The sequence below is a fragment of the Pararhodobacter oceanensis genome (assembly GCF_003076755.1).
Lineage (GTDB): Bacteria > Pseudomonadota > Alphaproteobacteria > Rhodobacterales > Rhodobacteraceae > Pararhodobacter > Pararhodobacter oceanensis.
Genome location: NZ_QDKM01000006.1, coordinates 177205 through 192878 on the forward strand (window position 1 = coordinate 177205; position 15674 = coordinate 192878).

Consider the following 15674-nt stretch of genomic DNA (forward strand, 5'->3'; position numbering starts at 1 on the left):
AAGGGGGGCTTATGCGCCTGTTATTATTGCCATTTTTCCTGCTGCTGACCGCCTGCGCCGATCTGGCGACGGTCGGGCAGGCGCCGGAGTTCTCCCCGTTGGAACCCAACCGCGAGCATCACGCGCTGTATAATGTGCCGATCCCCGAGGTCACCGACCGGCGGCGGCGGGTGGATACCGCCTCGTTGTGGTCCTCGGGGCAGCGCTCGTTGCTGGGCGACCGCCGCGCCAGCCGCGCCGGCGATATCCTGACCGTGGTGATCGAGATCGACGACCGTGCGGAAATCTCGAATTCCTCGGCGCGCGGGCGCAGCGGCTCGCAAAGCATGGGGGTGCCGCAGCTTCTGGGCCTGCCGCAATCGCTGGACGGGCGTCTGCCCGAGGGCGCGAGCATGGCCAATGCGGTCTCGGTGGATAGCGACAGCAGTTTTCAGGGCTCGGGCTCGGTCAGCCGCAACGAGCGTCTGACCCTGCGCGTGGCGACAACGATCATCGAGCGGCTGCCCAACGGGGTGGTGCGGATCGAGGGCAGTCAGGAGGTGCGGGTTAACCATGAGCTGCGCGAATTGATCGTCACCGGCTATATCCGTCCCGAGGATATCTCACGGCGCAACGAGATCCCCTATGACCGGATCGCGGGGGCGCGAATCAGCTATGGCGGGCGCGGGCAGATCACCCAGATGCAGCAGCCGCGCTACGGACAGCAAATCCTCGACATCATGCTGCCGCTTTAAGGAGGGCCGGTTATGAAAAAACTCCTGCCGATATTGTTGCTGCTGGTCGGGCTGGGTGCCGGAGCGGGGCTGGGCTTTGTCATGCAACCCGAGGCTGACCCTGATGCGGTGGCGGGGGCGCATGCGCCGGAGGATGCGGCCGATGACGCGACGCATGGCGCGGGGGATGCGGCGGGGGTTGTGCTGGCCGAAGCCGGCAGCTCGCCCTCGGCAACCGGCCATTACGCGCCGGCGCCGGCGAATGTGCAGACGGTGCGCTTTCCCAATCAATTCGTCGTGCCGCTGATCGACGAGGGGCGGGTGCATGCGCTGGTGGTGATCGCCATCGCCTTGGAAATGGACGCGCGATTCGATTTCTCGATGATGACCCATGAGCCGCGGCTGCGCGCGATCTTCCTGCAATTGTTCTTTGATCACGCCAATCTGGGCGGGTTTGACGGGGTGTTCACCTCGGGCGAATCGCTATTGGCGCTGCGCCGCAGCCTGCGCGAGGCGGCGCGGATCGAGATCGGGACCGAGGTTTCGGATGTGCTGATCACCGAATTAGTGCGGCAGGAAACCTGAGGCCCCGGCCCGGCGGATGTGTTCTGCGGGCGTGTTCCTGCGGACTTGCTATGGGGGGGCGCTTTACGCCTCGCCGCGCTTGCGCCAAACTGCTGGCGCACAGCGGGGGGAGAGGCGATGGCGGGGAATAAAACCACGGCGCATGATGCGGATGTCGGCGCGTTTATTGCGGCGGTGGAAAAGCCGCAGCGGCGCGCGGATGCCGAGGTGCTGGACGCGCTGTTTCGGCGCGTCACCGGCTTTGCGCCGCGCATGTGGGGGCCGACAATCATCGGCTACGGGCGCTATCATTACCGTTACGAGAGCGGGCGCGAGGGGGATTTTCTGGCCACCGGCTTTAGCCCGCGCGCGGCGCATCAGGTGATCTATATCATGCCCGGATATGGTGAGTATCAGGCGATCATGGATCGGCTGGGCAAGCATAAGCTGGGGAAATCCTGCTTGTATATCAATAAGCTGGCCGATGTGGATCTGGGCGTTCTGGAAGAATTTATCCGGCAGGGGCTGGCGGATCTGGGCAGGCGCTATCCGGTGCATCCCGCGTGAGGTATTGACGCAAAACGGCGCCCGAAGGGGGCGCCGTTTTGGAATTTAGCGAGCAGGGATCAGCCTTGCGCCTCAGCCTTGCAGCGTGCGCACCCCATAGCCCTCGCGGCGGGCTTTCATCGCGCCGGTGGCGGCAATCGCGCCCGCGGCGGTGGTGAAATAGGGGATTTTATCCATCAGGGAAACGCGGCGGATATCGCGGCTGTCCGAGACCGCCTGCGTGCCCTGCGTGGTGTTGAACACCAGCGCCATATCGCCGTTTTTCAGCCGGTCGACGACATTCGGGCGGCCCTCATAGACTTTGTTCACCGCGATGGTGGCGATGTTCTCGCCGCCGAGCCAGCGGGCGGTGCCCGAGGTGGCGACGATCTCGAAGCCGAGCGTCACCAGATCGCGGACCGCCTCGGCCAGCGCTTCGGTTTTGTCGTCATCGCGGACCGAGACAAAGACTCTACCGCTTTCGGGCAATTCGGTGCCCGCGCCCATCTGCGCCTTCAAGAACGCCAGCGGGAAGGAGCGGTCCCAGCCCATGACCTCGCCGGTCGAGCGCATTTCCGGCCCGAGGAGGGTATCGACACCGGGGAAGCGGGCGAAGGGCAGCACCGCCTCTTTGACCGAGAACCACGGGGTGTTGGGATCGGCCAGCGTCAAGGGATCGGCCAGCGGCAGATCGGTGTCGGGGCCGACGCCTTCGGGATAGGCGGCGCGCATCGGGAAGTTTGCCATCGGCTCACCGGCCATCAAGCGCGCGGCAATCGAGGCAATCGCGCTGTCGGTGGCCTTGGCGACGAAGGGCACGGTGCGGCTGGCGCGGGGGTTGACCTCGAGCACATAGATATCGCTGCCCTTGATCGCGAATTGCACGTTCATCAGACCGACGACGCCCAGAGCGCGGGCCATTTGCACGGTCTGACGCTCGAGTTCTTCAATGATTTCAGGGGTCAGCGAGTGCGGCGGCAGGCAGCAGGCGCTGTCGCCCGAATGCACGCCGGCCTCTTCGATATGCTCCATGATGCCAGCGATATGCACCGAGTCGCCATCAGAGAGCGCGTCGACATCGACCTCGATGGCGCCCGAGAGATAGCTGTCCAAGAGCACCGGCGTATCGCCCGACACATCCACCGCCGAGGTGATATAGCGGCGCAGCTGGTCCATATCGCGGACGATTTCCATCGCGCGGCCGCCAAGCACATAGGAGGGGCGGATGACCAGCGGGAAGCCGACGCGCTCGGCGATTTCCAGCGCCTGTTCGTCGGAGGTAGCGATGCCGTTGACCGGCTGGCGCAGGTCGAGATCGTTGAGCAGTTGCTGGAAGCGCTCGCGGTCTTCGGCCAGATCAATCGCGTCGGGGCTGGTGCCGAGGATCGGGATGCCGGCGTCATTGAGCGCATTGGCCAGTTTCAGCGGCGTCTGCCCGCCGAATTGCACGATGACCCCGTGGAGGGTGCCGTTTTCCTGCTCGACCCGCAGGATTTCGAGCACATGCTCCAGCGTCAGCGGCTCGAAATAGAGCCGGTCGGAGGTGTCGTAATCGGTCGAAACGGTTTCAGGATTACAGTTGACCATGATCGTTTCATAGCCAATGTCGGTCAGCGCGTAGCAGGCGTGGCAGCAGCAGTAGTCAAACTCGATGCCTTGGCCGATGCGGTTTGGCCCGCCGCCCAGAATGACCACTTTCTTGCGGTCCGAGGGGCGCGATTCGCATTCCACATCGCCCATCGCCGGGGCTTCATAGGTGGAATACATATAGGGGGTCTGGGCCTCGAATTCGGCGGCGCAGGTGTCGATGCGTTTGAACACCGCGTTGACGCCCGCGGCTTGGCGGGTGCGGCGGACCTGCGCTTCGGATTGCGCGGTGAGCATGGCGAGGCGGGCGTCGGAAAAGCCCATCATCTTGACCGCGCGCATGCCGTGTTCGTCGCTGGGCAAGCCATTGGCGCGGATTTGCGCCTCGGCGTCGACGATCTCGCGGATACGGGCGAGGAACCACGGATCAAAAGCGGTGGCGTGCTGGATTTCGTCGTCGCTGAGCCCGTGACGCATGGCCTGCGCGATGGTGCGCAGGCGGTCGGGGGTTTGCTCATTGATCGCTTTGATCACCGCGGCCTTGTCGGGCGCGCCGGGGATCTCGACTTCATCGAGCCCGCTGAGGCCGGTTTCCATCGAGGCCAGCGCCTTTTGCAGCGATTCGTGGAAGCTGCGGCCAATCGCCATGACCTCGCCGACGGATTTCATCGCGGTGGTCAGATTGGGCTCGGAGCCGGGGAACTTTTCAAAAGCGAAGCGCGGGATTTTGGTGACCACATAGTCAATCGACGGCTCGAAGCTGGCCGGGGTGACGCGAGTGATGTCGTTGTCCAGCTCATCCAGCGTATAGCCGACCGCCAGTTTCGCCGCGATCTTGGCAATCGGGAAGCCGGTGGCCTTGGAGGCCAGCGCCGAGGAGCGCGACACCCGCGGGTTCATCTCGATCACCACCATCCGGCCATCGGCGGGGTTGACCGCCCATTGCACGTTGGAGCCGCCGGTCTCGACGCCGATCTCGCGCAGCACGGCAATCGAGGCCGAGCGCATGATCTGGTATTCTTTGTCGGTCAGGGTCAGCGCCGGAGCGACGGTGATGGAGTCGCCGGTATGCACGCCCATCGGGTCGATGTTTTCAATCGCGCAGACGATGATCGCGTTGTCGGCTTTGTCGCGCACCACCTCCATCTCGAACTCTTTCCAGCCGAGCAGGGATTCGTCGATCAGCACCTGCGCCATCGGCGAGGCCTCGAGCCCCGAGCGCACGATCGCCTCATAGTCATCGCGGTTATAGGCGACGCCGCCGCCGGTGCCGCCAAGGGTAAAGGCGGGGCGGATGATCGCCGGCAGGCCGACATGCTCGAGGTCGATAAGCGCCTGGGTGACGCCGGCGTGAATGTCGAATTTGCCGTTGGCCAGTTTCGGCGCGGCGACAATCGTGGCCTTGGGGTTTTCCAGCCCGATCCGGTCCATCGCCTCGCGGAACAGCTTGCGGTCCTCGGCCATCTCGATGGCTTCGCGGTTAGCGCCGATCAGCTCGACGCCGTATTTTTCCAGCACGCCCATATCGGCGAGCGAGAGCGCGGTGTTGAGGCCGGTTTGCCCGCCCATCGTTGGCAGTAGCGCATCGGGGCGCTCGCGTTCGATGATCTTGGCGACGACATCGGGGGTGATCGGCTCGATATAGGTGGCGTCGGCGAGCACCGGATCGGTCATGATCGTCGCCGGATTGGAGTTGACGAGGATGACGCGGTACCCCTCTTCGCGCAGGGCCTTACAGGCCTGGGCACCGGAGTAGTCGAATTCGCAGGCCTGGCCGATGACGATGGGCCCCGCCCCGATGATCATGATGGATTTGATATCGGTTCTTTTTGGCATGTTCGGACCCCGTGCGTGCGTGAGCGCAGCGGCCTGTCAGACCGTGCGTAAATTGAGGCGGGTTATAGCTGCAGCTAGGGTCGGCGCAAGCCCTGATTGGGGATTCGGGCGGTGGAAGCGGTGGTTGTGATCGCGGTGCGGCGGGGATTCGCGCGGGGGTGGCGTTTGGGGGGGTGATCCCCCAGCGTCGGGTGCGGTGCTTCGGGCTTTGCGCGTCTCCGCTTCACCCCTCACGCCCGGCGGCACCGCCGGGCCGCGCCCGACCCTCCCCACGGGAGGGCGCCTTGGCGATGTCCTGCGCCGCTCGAGCGGCATTCGTGCTTTGGAGCGCGCCGCGTTGTGGCAAGGGCAGGGCGCCCACCCAGGGTCAGGCGCGGCCCTACGTGCTTCAGGGCATCAGTTCGTCTGTCTGGCACGTGGGAACCACGGGCCGCACCCGACCCTCCCCTTGGACGCAAGCCGCGTAGCGCCAGACCGCGGGGTGGCGATCCAGCGACGAAACGAAGCGCTTTATGGTGCGTTCCACATCCATCATTGAAACGGCGCGCCTGCGGTAACAGATCGCCAGCCCGATGGGGCGGTCTGGCGATGCGTGGCGGCTTCGCCTTGAATCCACGCAAGGCGCAATGGTGATGAAGGGCGTGGCTCGAGCGGCATTCGTGCTTTGGAGCGCGCCGCGTTGTGGCAAGGGCAGGGCGCCCACCCAGGATCAGGCGCGGCCCTTTGGGCTTCGACGGCGGCTCTTAGAAACGGCGGGTTTCAGGTGAAGGGTTTTCACTGATGCGCCTCGGTTCAACACCCACGCCCGGCGGCCCCGCCGGGCCGCGCCCGACCCTCCCCACGGGAGGGCGCATTGGCGAGGTCATTCATTGCTCGCGCCACATATATGCTTTGAAGCGTCGCGCATTGTTCGAAGGGTGGGGCGCCCACCCAGGGTCGGGCGCGGCCCTTTGGGCATAGTGGTGCCGAGATTCAGGCCGGTGGCGTCGGCGGGGGATCGGCGGCGGTGAGTTCGGCGCTGGTCAGCGCCTGCGTCAGGATCGGTGCGAGGCGCTGCGCCATCGCCGCCTGCCCCGCGGCATCGGCGATCAGGTCATTGCGGATTTCCAGCATCGCGTGGTTCAGCCGCATCGGGCGGGCGTGGATGCGGGTGGTATGGGCGACGCTGCTCTGCGCCGAATAGGGCTCATTCAGCCGCGTGACCAATCCGCTGCCCGCGCTGGCCTGCAGGATATGCCGGGCGATGCCTTCGTCGTCATCGAACAATATGCCGAATTCCACCTCGCGGGGGGTGCCGAAATAGACCGGCGTGAAGGAATGCACCGCGATCACCACCGGGCGGCGGCCCAGCAGCACGAGGCGGGCGATCTCGGCGGTGACCGTGGCCTGAAAAGGCAGATAGATCGCCTCGAGCCGCGCCATCCTATCGGCCATCGACAGATCACGGTTGCCCGGCACCTGATGGATTTCCGAAGTCACCGGCATCGCGCCGGGGTGATCCGGCGGGCGGTTGAGGTCATAGGCCAGCCGCGACAGCGGCGCGTGGATCAGCGCCGCGCCATCCATCACCGGCGCCAGCTGCGCGGCCAAAAGGCGCGAGAGGGAGAGCGCGCCGATGTCATAGGCGGCATGGGAGGCGCGGGTCTCGGCATCAAGGCCAAGATCGCCGCCGAGTTCCGGCACATCCTCGGGCAGCGCATTCGAGGCATGTTCGCAGATCAGCACCAGCGCGGGCGTCGGCGCGCCGCGGCCCTTGCTGCCGTCGGGCTGCCAATATTCCACCGTTCCGGGATAGCGCGGCAGGGTGAGCGGGGCGGAGATCTGCTGGGTCATGGCGCTAAGCTGTTGCAGCACCCGCGGCGCGTCAAGGGGGCGGCGCTTGTTAAGGGTTTCGCAAGGAATGTAGCGCTACCTTAGGTTGAGTTGCAGCGCGCCCGGCCCAAGGGCGCAGATATGGGAGGGAAGAGGCACACAGGTTACTGACAGCGAGACGCGCAACACAGCGCGGTGATTGGCGGCGCATTCCGGCTTGCCGCGCTGGGCTGGCTCGGCGATACCTTCCGGGGTCAATCCCTCGGAGGTCTCATGTCCGCTCGCCGCTCGTTGATGCTTGCGCTGCCGCTGGTTGTGGCGGGTTTCGCGCCGCTGCCCGCTTTGGCGGCGGATATACTGGTCTTTGCCGCCGCCTCGATGCGCGGCGCGCTGGATCAGGTGGCCGCGGCATGGGAGGCGGAGACCGGCCATAGCGTGACCCTGTCCTACGCGGGCTCCAGCGCCCTCGCGCGGCAGATCATCGCCGGAGCACCGGCGGATATCTTCATCTCGGCGGCGCCGGCATGGATGGATGTCGTCGCGGGCGAGGGGCTGCTGGCCGCGGGCTCGCGGGTGGATCTGCTGGGCAATCGGCTGGTGCTGATCGGGCATGGCGCCGCGGCCGGCGCCGAAGATGTTGCGGAAGATGCGGCAGGAGATGCGGCAGAGGGCGCGGTTGAAGACGGGGCAGGCATTGGGCCTGCGGATGCGGATGCGGCCGGGGTCGCGGACCTCAGCACGGGCTATGAGCTTGCCGTGCGGCTCGGTGATGGGCGGCTGGCGATGGCGCTGGTCGATGCGGTGCCCGCGGGGCAATACGGCAAGGCTGGATTGCAGGCGCTGGGCCTGTGGGACGCGGTCGCGGCGCAGGTGGCGCAGGCCGACAATGTGCGCGCCGCGCTGGCCTTGGTGGCGACGGGTGAGGCGCCCATGGGCGTGGTCTATGCCAGCGATGCTCTGGCCGAGCCTGCGGTGCAGGTGCTGGCCATTTTCCCCGAGGGTAGCCATGCGCCGATCACCTATCCCGCCGCGATGCTTGCCGATGCCGCGCCCGAGGCCGAGGGTTTTTTGCAAGCATTGCAAGCACCCGCCGCAGGCGCGATATTCGAGGCGCATGGATTTGAGGTTCGGGGGTTCGAGCCATTGGAGCGACAGTGACCGAGTATCTCTCGCCGCAGGAGTGGCAGGCGGTGTCGCTGTCCTTGCAGGTGGCGCTCTGGGCGACGCTGCTCAGCCTGCCGCTGGGTATTCTGGTGGCGCATGCGCTGGCGCGTTGGCAGTTTCCGGGGAAATCCTTGCTTAACGGGGTGGTGCATCTGCCCTTGATCCTGCCGCCGGTGGTGACCGGCTATCTGCTGCTGATCGGCTTCGGGCGGCGCGGGCCGATTGGCGCGCTGCTTGAGGAGTATTGCGGCTTGGTGCTGGCGTTTCGCTGGACCGGCGCGGTTTTGGCGGCGGCGATCATGGCCTTCCCGCTGATGGTGCGCGCGATCAGGCTGGCGATTGAAGCGGTCGATCCCAAGCTCGAGGCCGCCGCCGCGACATTGGGCGCGAACCGGCTGCGGGTGTTTGCCACCATCACCCTGCCGCTGATCCTGCCCGGTATTCTGGCGGGCGCGGTCTTGGGCTTTGCCAAGGCGATGGGCGAATTCGGCGCGACGATTACATTTGTCTCGAATATTCCGGGGCAGACCCAGACCCTGCCCTCGGCGGTCTATGCGTTCTTGCAGGTGCCGGGGGGCGAGGGGCAGGCGATGCGGCTGGTCATCGTGGCAATCGCGATCTCGATGGGGGCGTTATTGCTGTCCGAGTGGCTGGCCCGTGTGGTCGCGCGGCGCATCGGCGCCAAGGAGGGATAGCGATGCTGGATCTGTCCCTGCGCCACGGGTTTGAGGATTTCACGCTGGAGGCCGCGTTCACCGCACCGGCGGGGGTGACCGCGCTGTTCGGGCATTCGGGCTCGGGAAAGACCACGATTGTCAATGCCTTGGCCGGTTTGCTGCGGCCGGATGCGGGGCGCATTGTGCTTGGTGATCGGGTGCTGTTTGACAGTCAGGCGCGGGTGTTCATGCCGCCGCATAAGCGCCGCATCGGCTATGTGTTTCAGGACGCGCGGTTGTTTCCGCATCTGACGGTGCGGCAGAACCTGCTGTACGGGCGACGGTTTGCTGCGCGTGGCGGTGCGGGCGCGGATATGGGGCGGATCGTTGAACTTTTGGGCATCGGCGCGCTTATGGAGCGGCGGCCTGGCGCGCTCTCGGGTGGTGAAAAGCAGCGGGTGGCGATGGGGCGGGCGATCCTTTCGGACCCTGAGTTGTTGCTGATGGATGAGCCTTTGGCGGCACTGGATGGGGCGCGTAAGGGCGAGATATTGACCTATCTCGAGCGGCTGCGCGACGAGACCGCGCTGCCGATCCTCTATGTCAGCCATTCGGTGGCCGAGGTGACGCGGTTGGCCACCACTTTGGTGTTGATTGAGGCAGGCCATGTGATGCGCAGCGGGCCGGTCGAAGCGATCATGGCGGACCCTGACGCGGTTCCGGCCTTGGGGTTGCGCGAGGCGGGGGCTCTGTTGACCGCGCGTTTGGCGGCGCATGATGCTGACGGGTTGAGCCGGTTGGACAGCGAAGGCGGTGCCTTGTGGTTGCCGCATGTCGAGGGGCCGATTGGAGCGGCGCTCAGGCTGCGGATATTGGCGCAGGATGTGATGCTGGCGGTCGAGCGACCACAGGGGATTTCGGCGCTGAATGTGCTGCCAGCGCGTGTACTGGAGGTGCGGCAGGGCGCGGGGCCGGGGGCTTTGGTGCAACTCGCGGTGGGCGAGGCGCGGTTACTGGCGCGGGTGACAGGGCGCTCGGCCAAGGCGCTGGAGCTGGGGCCGGGGCGCGAGGTCTACGCGGTGATCAAGGCGGTGTCGGTGGCGCGGGATAGTATCGGCGAGGGGCGGTAGGGGCGGTCGCAGGCTTCCACCTATCCCATATGCGCTAAGGGCGGCGCCGACACGCGGGGCAAAGCGAAGCGCCGCCCCGTGGGGGCGTGGCGGCGCTGCCCGACGGTGCCCGTCGGGCGTTACATCAAATTGAGAACTCGCGGCTTTCGCTTACGCCACCGGCTCGGGGCGGCGGATGTTGGGGGCGGCGTCGATCACCAAGGGGCGCAACCCTTCGCCACCCGCGTCGAGGATCGCGAAGAGGTGCCGCCGCATGCGCGGTTCCCAGAAGTCATTGATATGCGAGGCGGTCAGACTCACGCCCTCGTCATGGGGTTTCGATTCCATGAAGCGGGCAATCTGGTTGGCCATACGGGTGATTTTCTCAGCGGGCATATTCGGTCTCCGTCGCGATGCGGTCGGTATGGGTGAAAACTTCGAAACCATCGGGGCGGGCCTGGGCGATCAATGTGATGCCCAAGCGGTCGGCCAATTCGACGGCGTCGGCGGTGGGGGAGGACACCGCGATGATTACGGGCGCGCCCAAGGACGCGACTTTTTGCACAAGGTCGATCGACAGGCGGCTGGTCATCACCACCGCCCCCTGCGCCGGATCATAGCGCGATGAGAGCGCGGCCGCCGTAGGGTGTGTGCTCGCACGCACCATGGCGCCGACCAGTTTATCGAGCGCGTTGTGGCGGCCGACATCCTCGCGCGCCAGACGCAGCGCGCCCGCTGACCACCATGCCGCGCAATGCACCGCGCGGGTGGCGTCATGCAGCCGCTGCTCGCCGCGCAGGGCGGTGATCGCGGCGATGATCTGCGCCGGTGTCATCGAAAACCCGTTCGGCGCCACCGCGGGGAGGTCGCGGAACACCTGCTCGAGGCTGTCAATGCCGCAGAGCCCGCAGCCCACCGGCCCGAGCATCGAGCGGCGGCGTTCTTTGAGGCGCAGATCGGCGTCCTCGGAGACCCAGACCTGCACGTCCAATCCGGGACCGGCCTCGATGACCGAGACGCTGTCGATCTCATCGGCCGCGACCAGCCCTTCGGTCAGCGCGAACCCATAGGCGAAATCTTCCAGATGATCCGGCGTCGCCATCATCACCGCCTGCGTGGTGCCATTAAAGCTGAGCGCCACGCCGGTCTCTTCGGGCAAGACGCGCTCGCCCGGCTCGATACCCGCACCAAAGCGCAGGCGGGGTTTGGGGCGCGCGCCAAGCATCAGCGCGCGCTCCAAGGCATCAAGAGGCAGAACACAGCCACCCGCTCACTCGGCGGCGGGCAGGATGCGGCGCGACTGTTCGGCCTGCGCGGCGTATTCCTGCTGCCATTGCGTCGGCCCGTTCGAGGGCGCGACCTGCACCGCGGTCACCTTGTATTCCGGGCAGTTGGTCGCCCAGTCCGAATAGTCGGTGGTGATCACATTGGCCTGTGTGTCGGGGTGGTGGAAGGTCGTATAGACCACCCCCGGCGACACGCGGTCGGTGATCTCGGCGCGCAGAGTGGTCTCGCCTGAGCGGGAGGCCAGCCGCACCAGATCGCCGTTGCGGATGCCGCGGTTTTCGGCGTCATGGGCGTGGATTTCCAGCACATCCTGATCATGCCAGATCACATTCTCGGTGCGCCGTGTTTGCGCGCCGACGTTATACTGGCTCAGAATCCGCCCCGTGGTCAGCAACAGCGGGAAGCGCGGGCCGGTTTTCTCATCGGTGGCGACATATTCGGTGCGGATGAACTTGCCCTTGCCGCGCACAAACCCGTCCATATGCATGGTCGGCGTGCCCTCGGGGGCGGCGGCGTTACAGGGCCATTGCACCGAGCCCTTTTCCTCGAGCATGTCATAGCTGACACCGGCGAAACTGGGCGTCAGCATGGCGATTTCGTCCATGATCTGGCTCGGATGGATGTAGTTCCAGTTCGCGCCCATGGCGTTGGCCAAGAGTTGCGTGACCTCCCAGTCGGCGTAACCGTTTTTCGGTGCCATCACCTTGCGCACGCGGTTGATGCGGCGTTCGGCGTTGGTGAAGGTGCCGTCTTTCTCAAGGAAGGACGAGCCGGGCAGGAAGACATGCGCGTAGTTCGCCGTCTCGTTGAGGAAGAGATCATGCACGATCACGCAGTCCATCGCGGCGAGACCGGCGGCGACATGTTTGGTGTCGGGGTCGGATTGCAGGATGTCCTCGCCTTGGCAGTAAAGCCCGCGGAAGCTGCCCTCAACCGCGGCATCCAGCATATTGTTGATCCGCAGCCCCGGCTCATTGTCGATCTGCACGCCCCAAGCTTCCTCAAAGAGGTTGCGGCTGTCGTCGAGTTTGACATGGCGGTAGCCGGGCAATTCATGGGGGAAGGAGCCCATATCGCAGGAGCCCTGCACGTTGTTCTGGCCGCGCAGCGGGTTCACGCCGGCGCCCAGCTTGCCGATATTGCCGGTCAGCATGGCAAGGTTGGCAATCCCGATCACCGAGGTCGAGCCCTGCGAATGTTCGGTGACGCCGAGCCCGTAATAGATCGCCGCATTGCCGCCGGTGGCATAGAGCCGCGCGGCTTGGCGCAGCTCTTGCGGGTCAACGCCGCAGAGTTCCTGAATGGCTTCGGGGCTGTTTTGTTCCAGCGCGACGAATTCGGCGTAGTCCTGAAACTCGTCCCAATCGCAGCGCTCGCGGATGAAATCCTCGTCATAGAGGCTTTCGGTCACGATCACATGCGCCATGGCGGTGATCACCGCGACGTTGGTGCCCGGACGCAGCGGCAGGTGGTGGGCGGCGCGGATATGGGGCGCATCCTCCACGAGTTCGGTGCGGCGCGGGTCCACCACAATCACTTTCGCCCCGCCGCGCAGGCGCTTTTTCAGGCGGCTGGCAAAGACCGGATGCGCGTCCGAGGGGTTGGCGCCGATGATCAGCGCAACATCGGTATGCTCGACGCTGTCAAAGTTCTGCGTGCCCGCCGAGGTGCCGAAGGTCTGGCCCAGCCCGTAGCCGGTGGGCGAGTGGCAGACGCGGGCGCAGGTGTCGGTGTTGTTGTTCTGGAACACCGCGCGGGTGAGTTTCTGCACCAGATAGGTTTCTTCGTTGGTGCAACGGCTCGAGGTGATCACGCCGACCGCATGGCGGCCATGGTCATCAATGATCCCCTGCATACGCTTGGCGGTGAAGCTGAGCGCCTCGTCCCATGACACCTCGCGCCAGGGATCGGTGATCTTGTCGCGGATCATCGGGTTGAGGATGCGCTCTTTGTGGTTGGCATAGCCCCAGGCAAAGCGGCCTTTGACGCAGGAGTGGCCGCGGTTCGCCTCGCCGCTCTTATGCGGCACCATGCGCACCAGCTCATCGCCGCGCATTTCCGCCTTGAACGAGCAGCCGACGCCGCAATAGGCGCAGGTGGTGATCACCGAACGCTCGGGGGTGCCGATCTCGACGACGGATTTTTCGACCAGCGTGGCGGTCGGGCAGGCCTGCACACAGGCGCCGCAGGACACGCAATCCGAGGTCAGGAAATTATCGTCCGAGGTGCCCGCCGAGACGCGGCTGTCCCAGCCACGGCCCTGGATGGTCAGGGCGAAAGTGCCCTGCACCTCTTCGCAGGCGCGCACGCAGCGCGAGCAGACGATGCATTTTGACGGGTCATAGTCGAAATAGGGGTTGGAGTGGTCCACCGCCATATATTGCGGGTTCGCATGGCCGTTGTTGCGCGGCAGGAAATGGGTGGTCATCAGACCATCCTTGGGCGCTTCATAGCGCACATCGCGCAGGCCGACGGCACCGGCCATATCCTGCAATTCGCAGTCGCCATTGGCCGAGCAGGTCAGGCAATCGAGCGGGTGGTCGGAGATATAAAGCTCCATCACCCCGCGGCGCAATTGCTTGAGTTTGCCGGTCTGGGTTTTGACCTGCAGACCCTCGGCCACCGGCGTGGTGCAAGAGGCGGGGGTGCCGTTGCGGCCTTCGATTTCGACAAGGCAGAGGCGGCAGGAGCCGAAGGCCTCGACGCTGTCGGTGGCGCAGAGTTTGGGCACCGAGATGCCGATTTCCGCCGCCGCGCGCATGATCGAGGTGCCCGCAGGCACGGTGATGTCAAACCCGTCGATGGTCAGGCTGACCATCTCGGTCGCGGTCGAGGCGGGGGTGCCGTAATCGCGGTCGTCCCAAGGGATGATGAAATCTTTCATTCGGCTGCCTCCTGTGCGGTGGTGGCGAAATCGTCGGGGAAATGGGTCAACGCGGACATCACCGGATAGGGGGTGAAGCCGCCAAGGGCGCAGAGCGAGCCGTCTTTCATCGTCTCGCAGAGATCGGTCAGCAGCGGGATCGCGGAGGCGTCGCCCTGCGCGATGCGGTCCACGGTCTCGACGCCGCGCACCGAGCCGATGCGGCAGGGCGTGCATTTTCCGCAGGACTCAATGGCGCAGAATTCCATCGCGAAACGGGCCATTTTCAGCATGTCTTGCTGGTCATCAAACAGGGTCAGACCGGCGTGGCCGATGAGGCCCTTTTTGCCGGCGAATTCCTCATAGCCAAAGGGTGTGTCAAAGAGGTCACGCGGGAAATAGGCGCCCAAGGGGCCACCGACCTGCACGGCTTTGACCGGACGGCCCGAGGCGGTGCCGCCCGCGATGTCATCGACAATCTCGCCCAAGGGCAGGCCGAAGGCGATCTCAAAGAGGCCGCCGTGTTTGACGTTGCCAGCGATTTGCAGCGGGATCGTGCCGCGCGACCTGCCAAGGCCGAAGTCCTGGTAGAATTGCGCGCCGCGTTCAAAGATCACCGGCACCGTGGCCAAGGAGATCACGTTATTGACCACGGTCGGCTTGCCCATGAAGCCCTCGAGCGCGGGCAGCGGCGGCTTGGCGCGGACGACGCCGCGCTTGCCTTCCATCGAGTTGAGCAGCGAGGTTTCCTCACCGCAGACATAGGCGCCCGCGCCGACGCGGATTTCCATGTCGAAGGCATGCGCGGAGCCGAGGATCGAGGCGCCGAGGAGCCCCTGCTGGCGGGCAATCGCCACGGCTTTGTTCATCACCTCGATGGCAATCGGGTATTCCGAGCGCAGATAGACATAGCCCTTGGTCGCGCCAGTGGCGATGCCGGCAATCACCATGCCCTCAATGAGGGTGAAGGGATCGCCCTCCATCAACATGCGGTCGGCGAAGGTGCCGCTATCGCCCTCATCGGCGTTGCAGACGATATATTTCTGGTCGGCCTGCGCCTCCATCACCGTCTTCCACTTGATACCGGTGGGGAAACCGGCGCCGCCGCGTCCGCGCAGACCGGAGTCGGTGGTCTCGGTCACGATCTCGGCGGGGGTCATACTGAGCGCGCGCTCAAGACCGGTGACGCCGCCATGGGCGCGGTAGTCATCCAGCGAGAGGGGATCAATCACGCCGACGCGGGCAAAGGTCAGGCGGGTCTGGCGCTGCATCCACGGCAGATCATCGACCGGACCCAAGGCTTTGGGATGATTGGCAAGATCGCCGGACAGCGCGTCGATATCGGTGGTCTCGAAGGGGCCGAACCCGTGGCGCACGCCGTCGATCTCGACCTCGAGCAGCGGCTCGAGCCAGACCATACCGCGGGAGCCGTTGCGCACCAAAGTGGCCTCGGGGAAACGCGCGGCGATCGCGGCGGCGACGTCATCTGCCCCGAGCGCGACCGCAGCGCTGTCGAGTGGCAGGTACATCTTCATAC

12 protein-coding genes are annotated in these 15674 nt (G+C 65.4%); 6 read left to right on the top strand and 6 right to left on the bottom strand.

The genetic code is table 11. The features are described from left to right. Positions 1 to 11: 11 nt before the first annotated feature. The 3 genes from flgH to DDE20_RS14015 all read left to right on the top strand — a co-directional run bounded on the left by flgH (position 12) and on the right by DDE20_RS14015 (position 1844). Positions 12 to 734 carry a flagellar basal body L-ring protein FlgH gene (gene flgH / locus DDE20_RS14005; RefSeq protein ID WP_116559133.1) on the top strand — a complete coding sequence of 241 codons (723 nt, stop codon included), beginning with the start codon at positions 12 to 14 and terminating at the stop codon, positions 732 to 734. 12 nt (positions 735 to 746) lie between these two features. Next, the gene (locus DDE20_RS14010; RefSeq protein ID WP_116559134.1) at positions 747 to 1298 is read left to right on the top strand and encodes a flagellar basal body-associated FliL family protein; all 552 of its coding nucleotides are present in this window, start codon (positions 747 to 749) and stop codon (positions 1296 to 1298) included. A 117-nt stretch (positions 1299 to 1415) separates the two neighbouring features. Further along, on the top strand, positions 1416 to 1844 hold the full coding sequence (locus DDE20_RS14015; RefSeq protein WP_116559135.1) for a DUF1801 domain-containing protein: 429 nt from the start codon (positions 1416 to 1418) through the stop codon (positions 1842 to 1844). Positions 1845 to 1916: 72 nt separating this feature from the next. Here the strand turns inward: DDE20_RS14015 and carB are convergent, their stop codons facing one another. Together carB and DDE20_RS14025 are read right to left on the bottom strand one after the other, a co-directional pair. After that, positions 1917 to 5246 (bottom strand): carbamoyl-phosphate synthase large subunit, encoded by a 3330-nt coding sequence (gene carB, locus DDE20_RS14020; RefSeq protein WP_116559136.1) that lies wholly within the window; start codon positions 5244 to 5246, stop codon positions 1917 to 1919. Positions 5247 to 6218: 972 nt separating this feature from the next. Continuing rightward, entirely contained in the window at positions 6219 to 7079 is an 861-nt protein-coding gene (locus tag DDE20_RS14025) for an N-formylglutamate amidohydrolase (protein WP_116559137.1), read from the bottom strand. A gap of 252 nt (positions 7080 to 7331) precedes the next feature. Between DDE20_RS14025 and modA the strand changes: the two genes are divergently transcribed. From modA to modC, 3 genes are read left to right on the top strand one after another with little or no spacing between them, the layout of a single operon-like run. Then, on the top strand, positions 7332 to 8216 hold the full coding sequence (modA, locus tag DDE20_RS14030; protein WP_116559138.1) for a molybdate ABC transporter substrate-binding protein: 885 nt from the start codon (positions 7332 to 7334) through the stop codon (positions 8214 to 8216). Continuing rightward, entirely contained in the window at positions 8213 to 8917 is a 705-nt protein-coding gene (gene modB, locus DDE20_RS14035; RefSeq protein ID WP_116559139.1) for a molybdate ABC transporter permease subunit, read from the top strand. Before modA ends, modB begins: the two co-directional genes overlap by 4 nt. Before the next feature lie 2 nt (positions 8918 to 8919). Then, entirely contained in the window at positions 8920 to 10008 is a 1089-nt protein-coding gene (modC, locus tag DDE20_RS14040; protein WP_116559140.1) for a molybdenum ABC transporter ATP-binding protein, read from the top strand. 150 nt (positions 10009 to 10158) lie between these two features. On the opposite strand, the gene DDE20_RS14045 is transcribed toward modC, so the two are convergent. From DDE20_RS14045 to DDE20_RS14060, 4 genes are read right to left on the bottom strand one after another with little or no spacing between them, the layout of a single operon-like run. Continuing rightward, entirely contained in the window at positions 10159 to 10383 is a 225-nt protein-coding gene (locus DDE20_RS14045) for a formate dehydrogenase subunit delta (protein ID WP_116559141.1), read from the bottom strand. Beyond that, positions 10373 to 11212: a formate dehydrogenase accessory sulfurtransferase FdhD gene (gene fdhD / locus DDE20_RS14050; protein WP_116559142.1), complete on the bottom strand. Its 840-nt coding sequence runs from the start codon at positions 11210 to 11212 to the stop codon at positions 10373 to 10375. Before fdhD ends, DDE20_RS14045 begins: the two co-directional genes overlap by 11 nt. 45 nt (positions 11213 to 11257) lie before the next feature. After that, the gene (gene fdhF, locus DDE20_RS14055) at positions 11258 to 14158 is read right to left on the bottom strand and encodes a formate dehydrogenase subunit alpha (protein WP_116559143.1); all 2901 of its coding nucleotides are present in this window, start codon (positions 14156 to 14158) and stop codon (positions 11258 to 11260) included. After that, positions 14155 to 15672, bottom strand: coding sequence for an NADH-ubiquinone oxidoreductase-F iron-sulfur binding region domain-containing protein (locus tag DDE20_RS14060; RefSeq protein WP_116559144.1), 1518 nt, complete (start codon positions 15670 to 15672; stop codon positions 14155 to 14157). The genes fdhF and DDE20_RS14060 overlap by 4 nt, the downstream gene beginning before the upstream one ends. Positions 15673 to 15674: the final 2 nt, after the last annotated feature.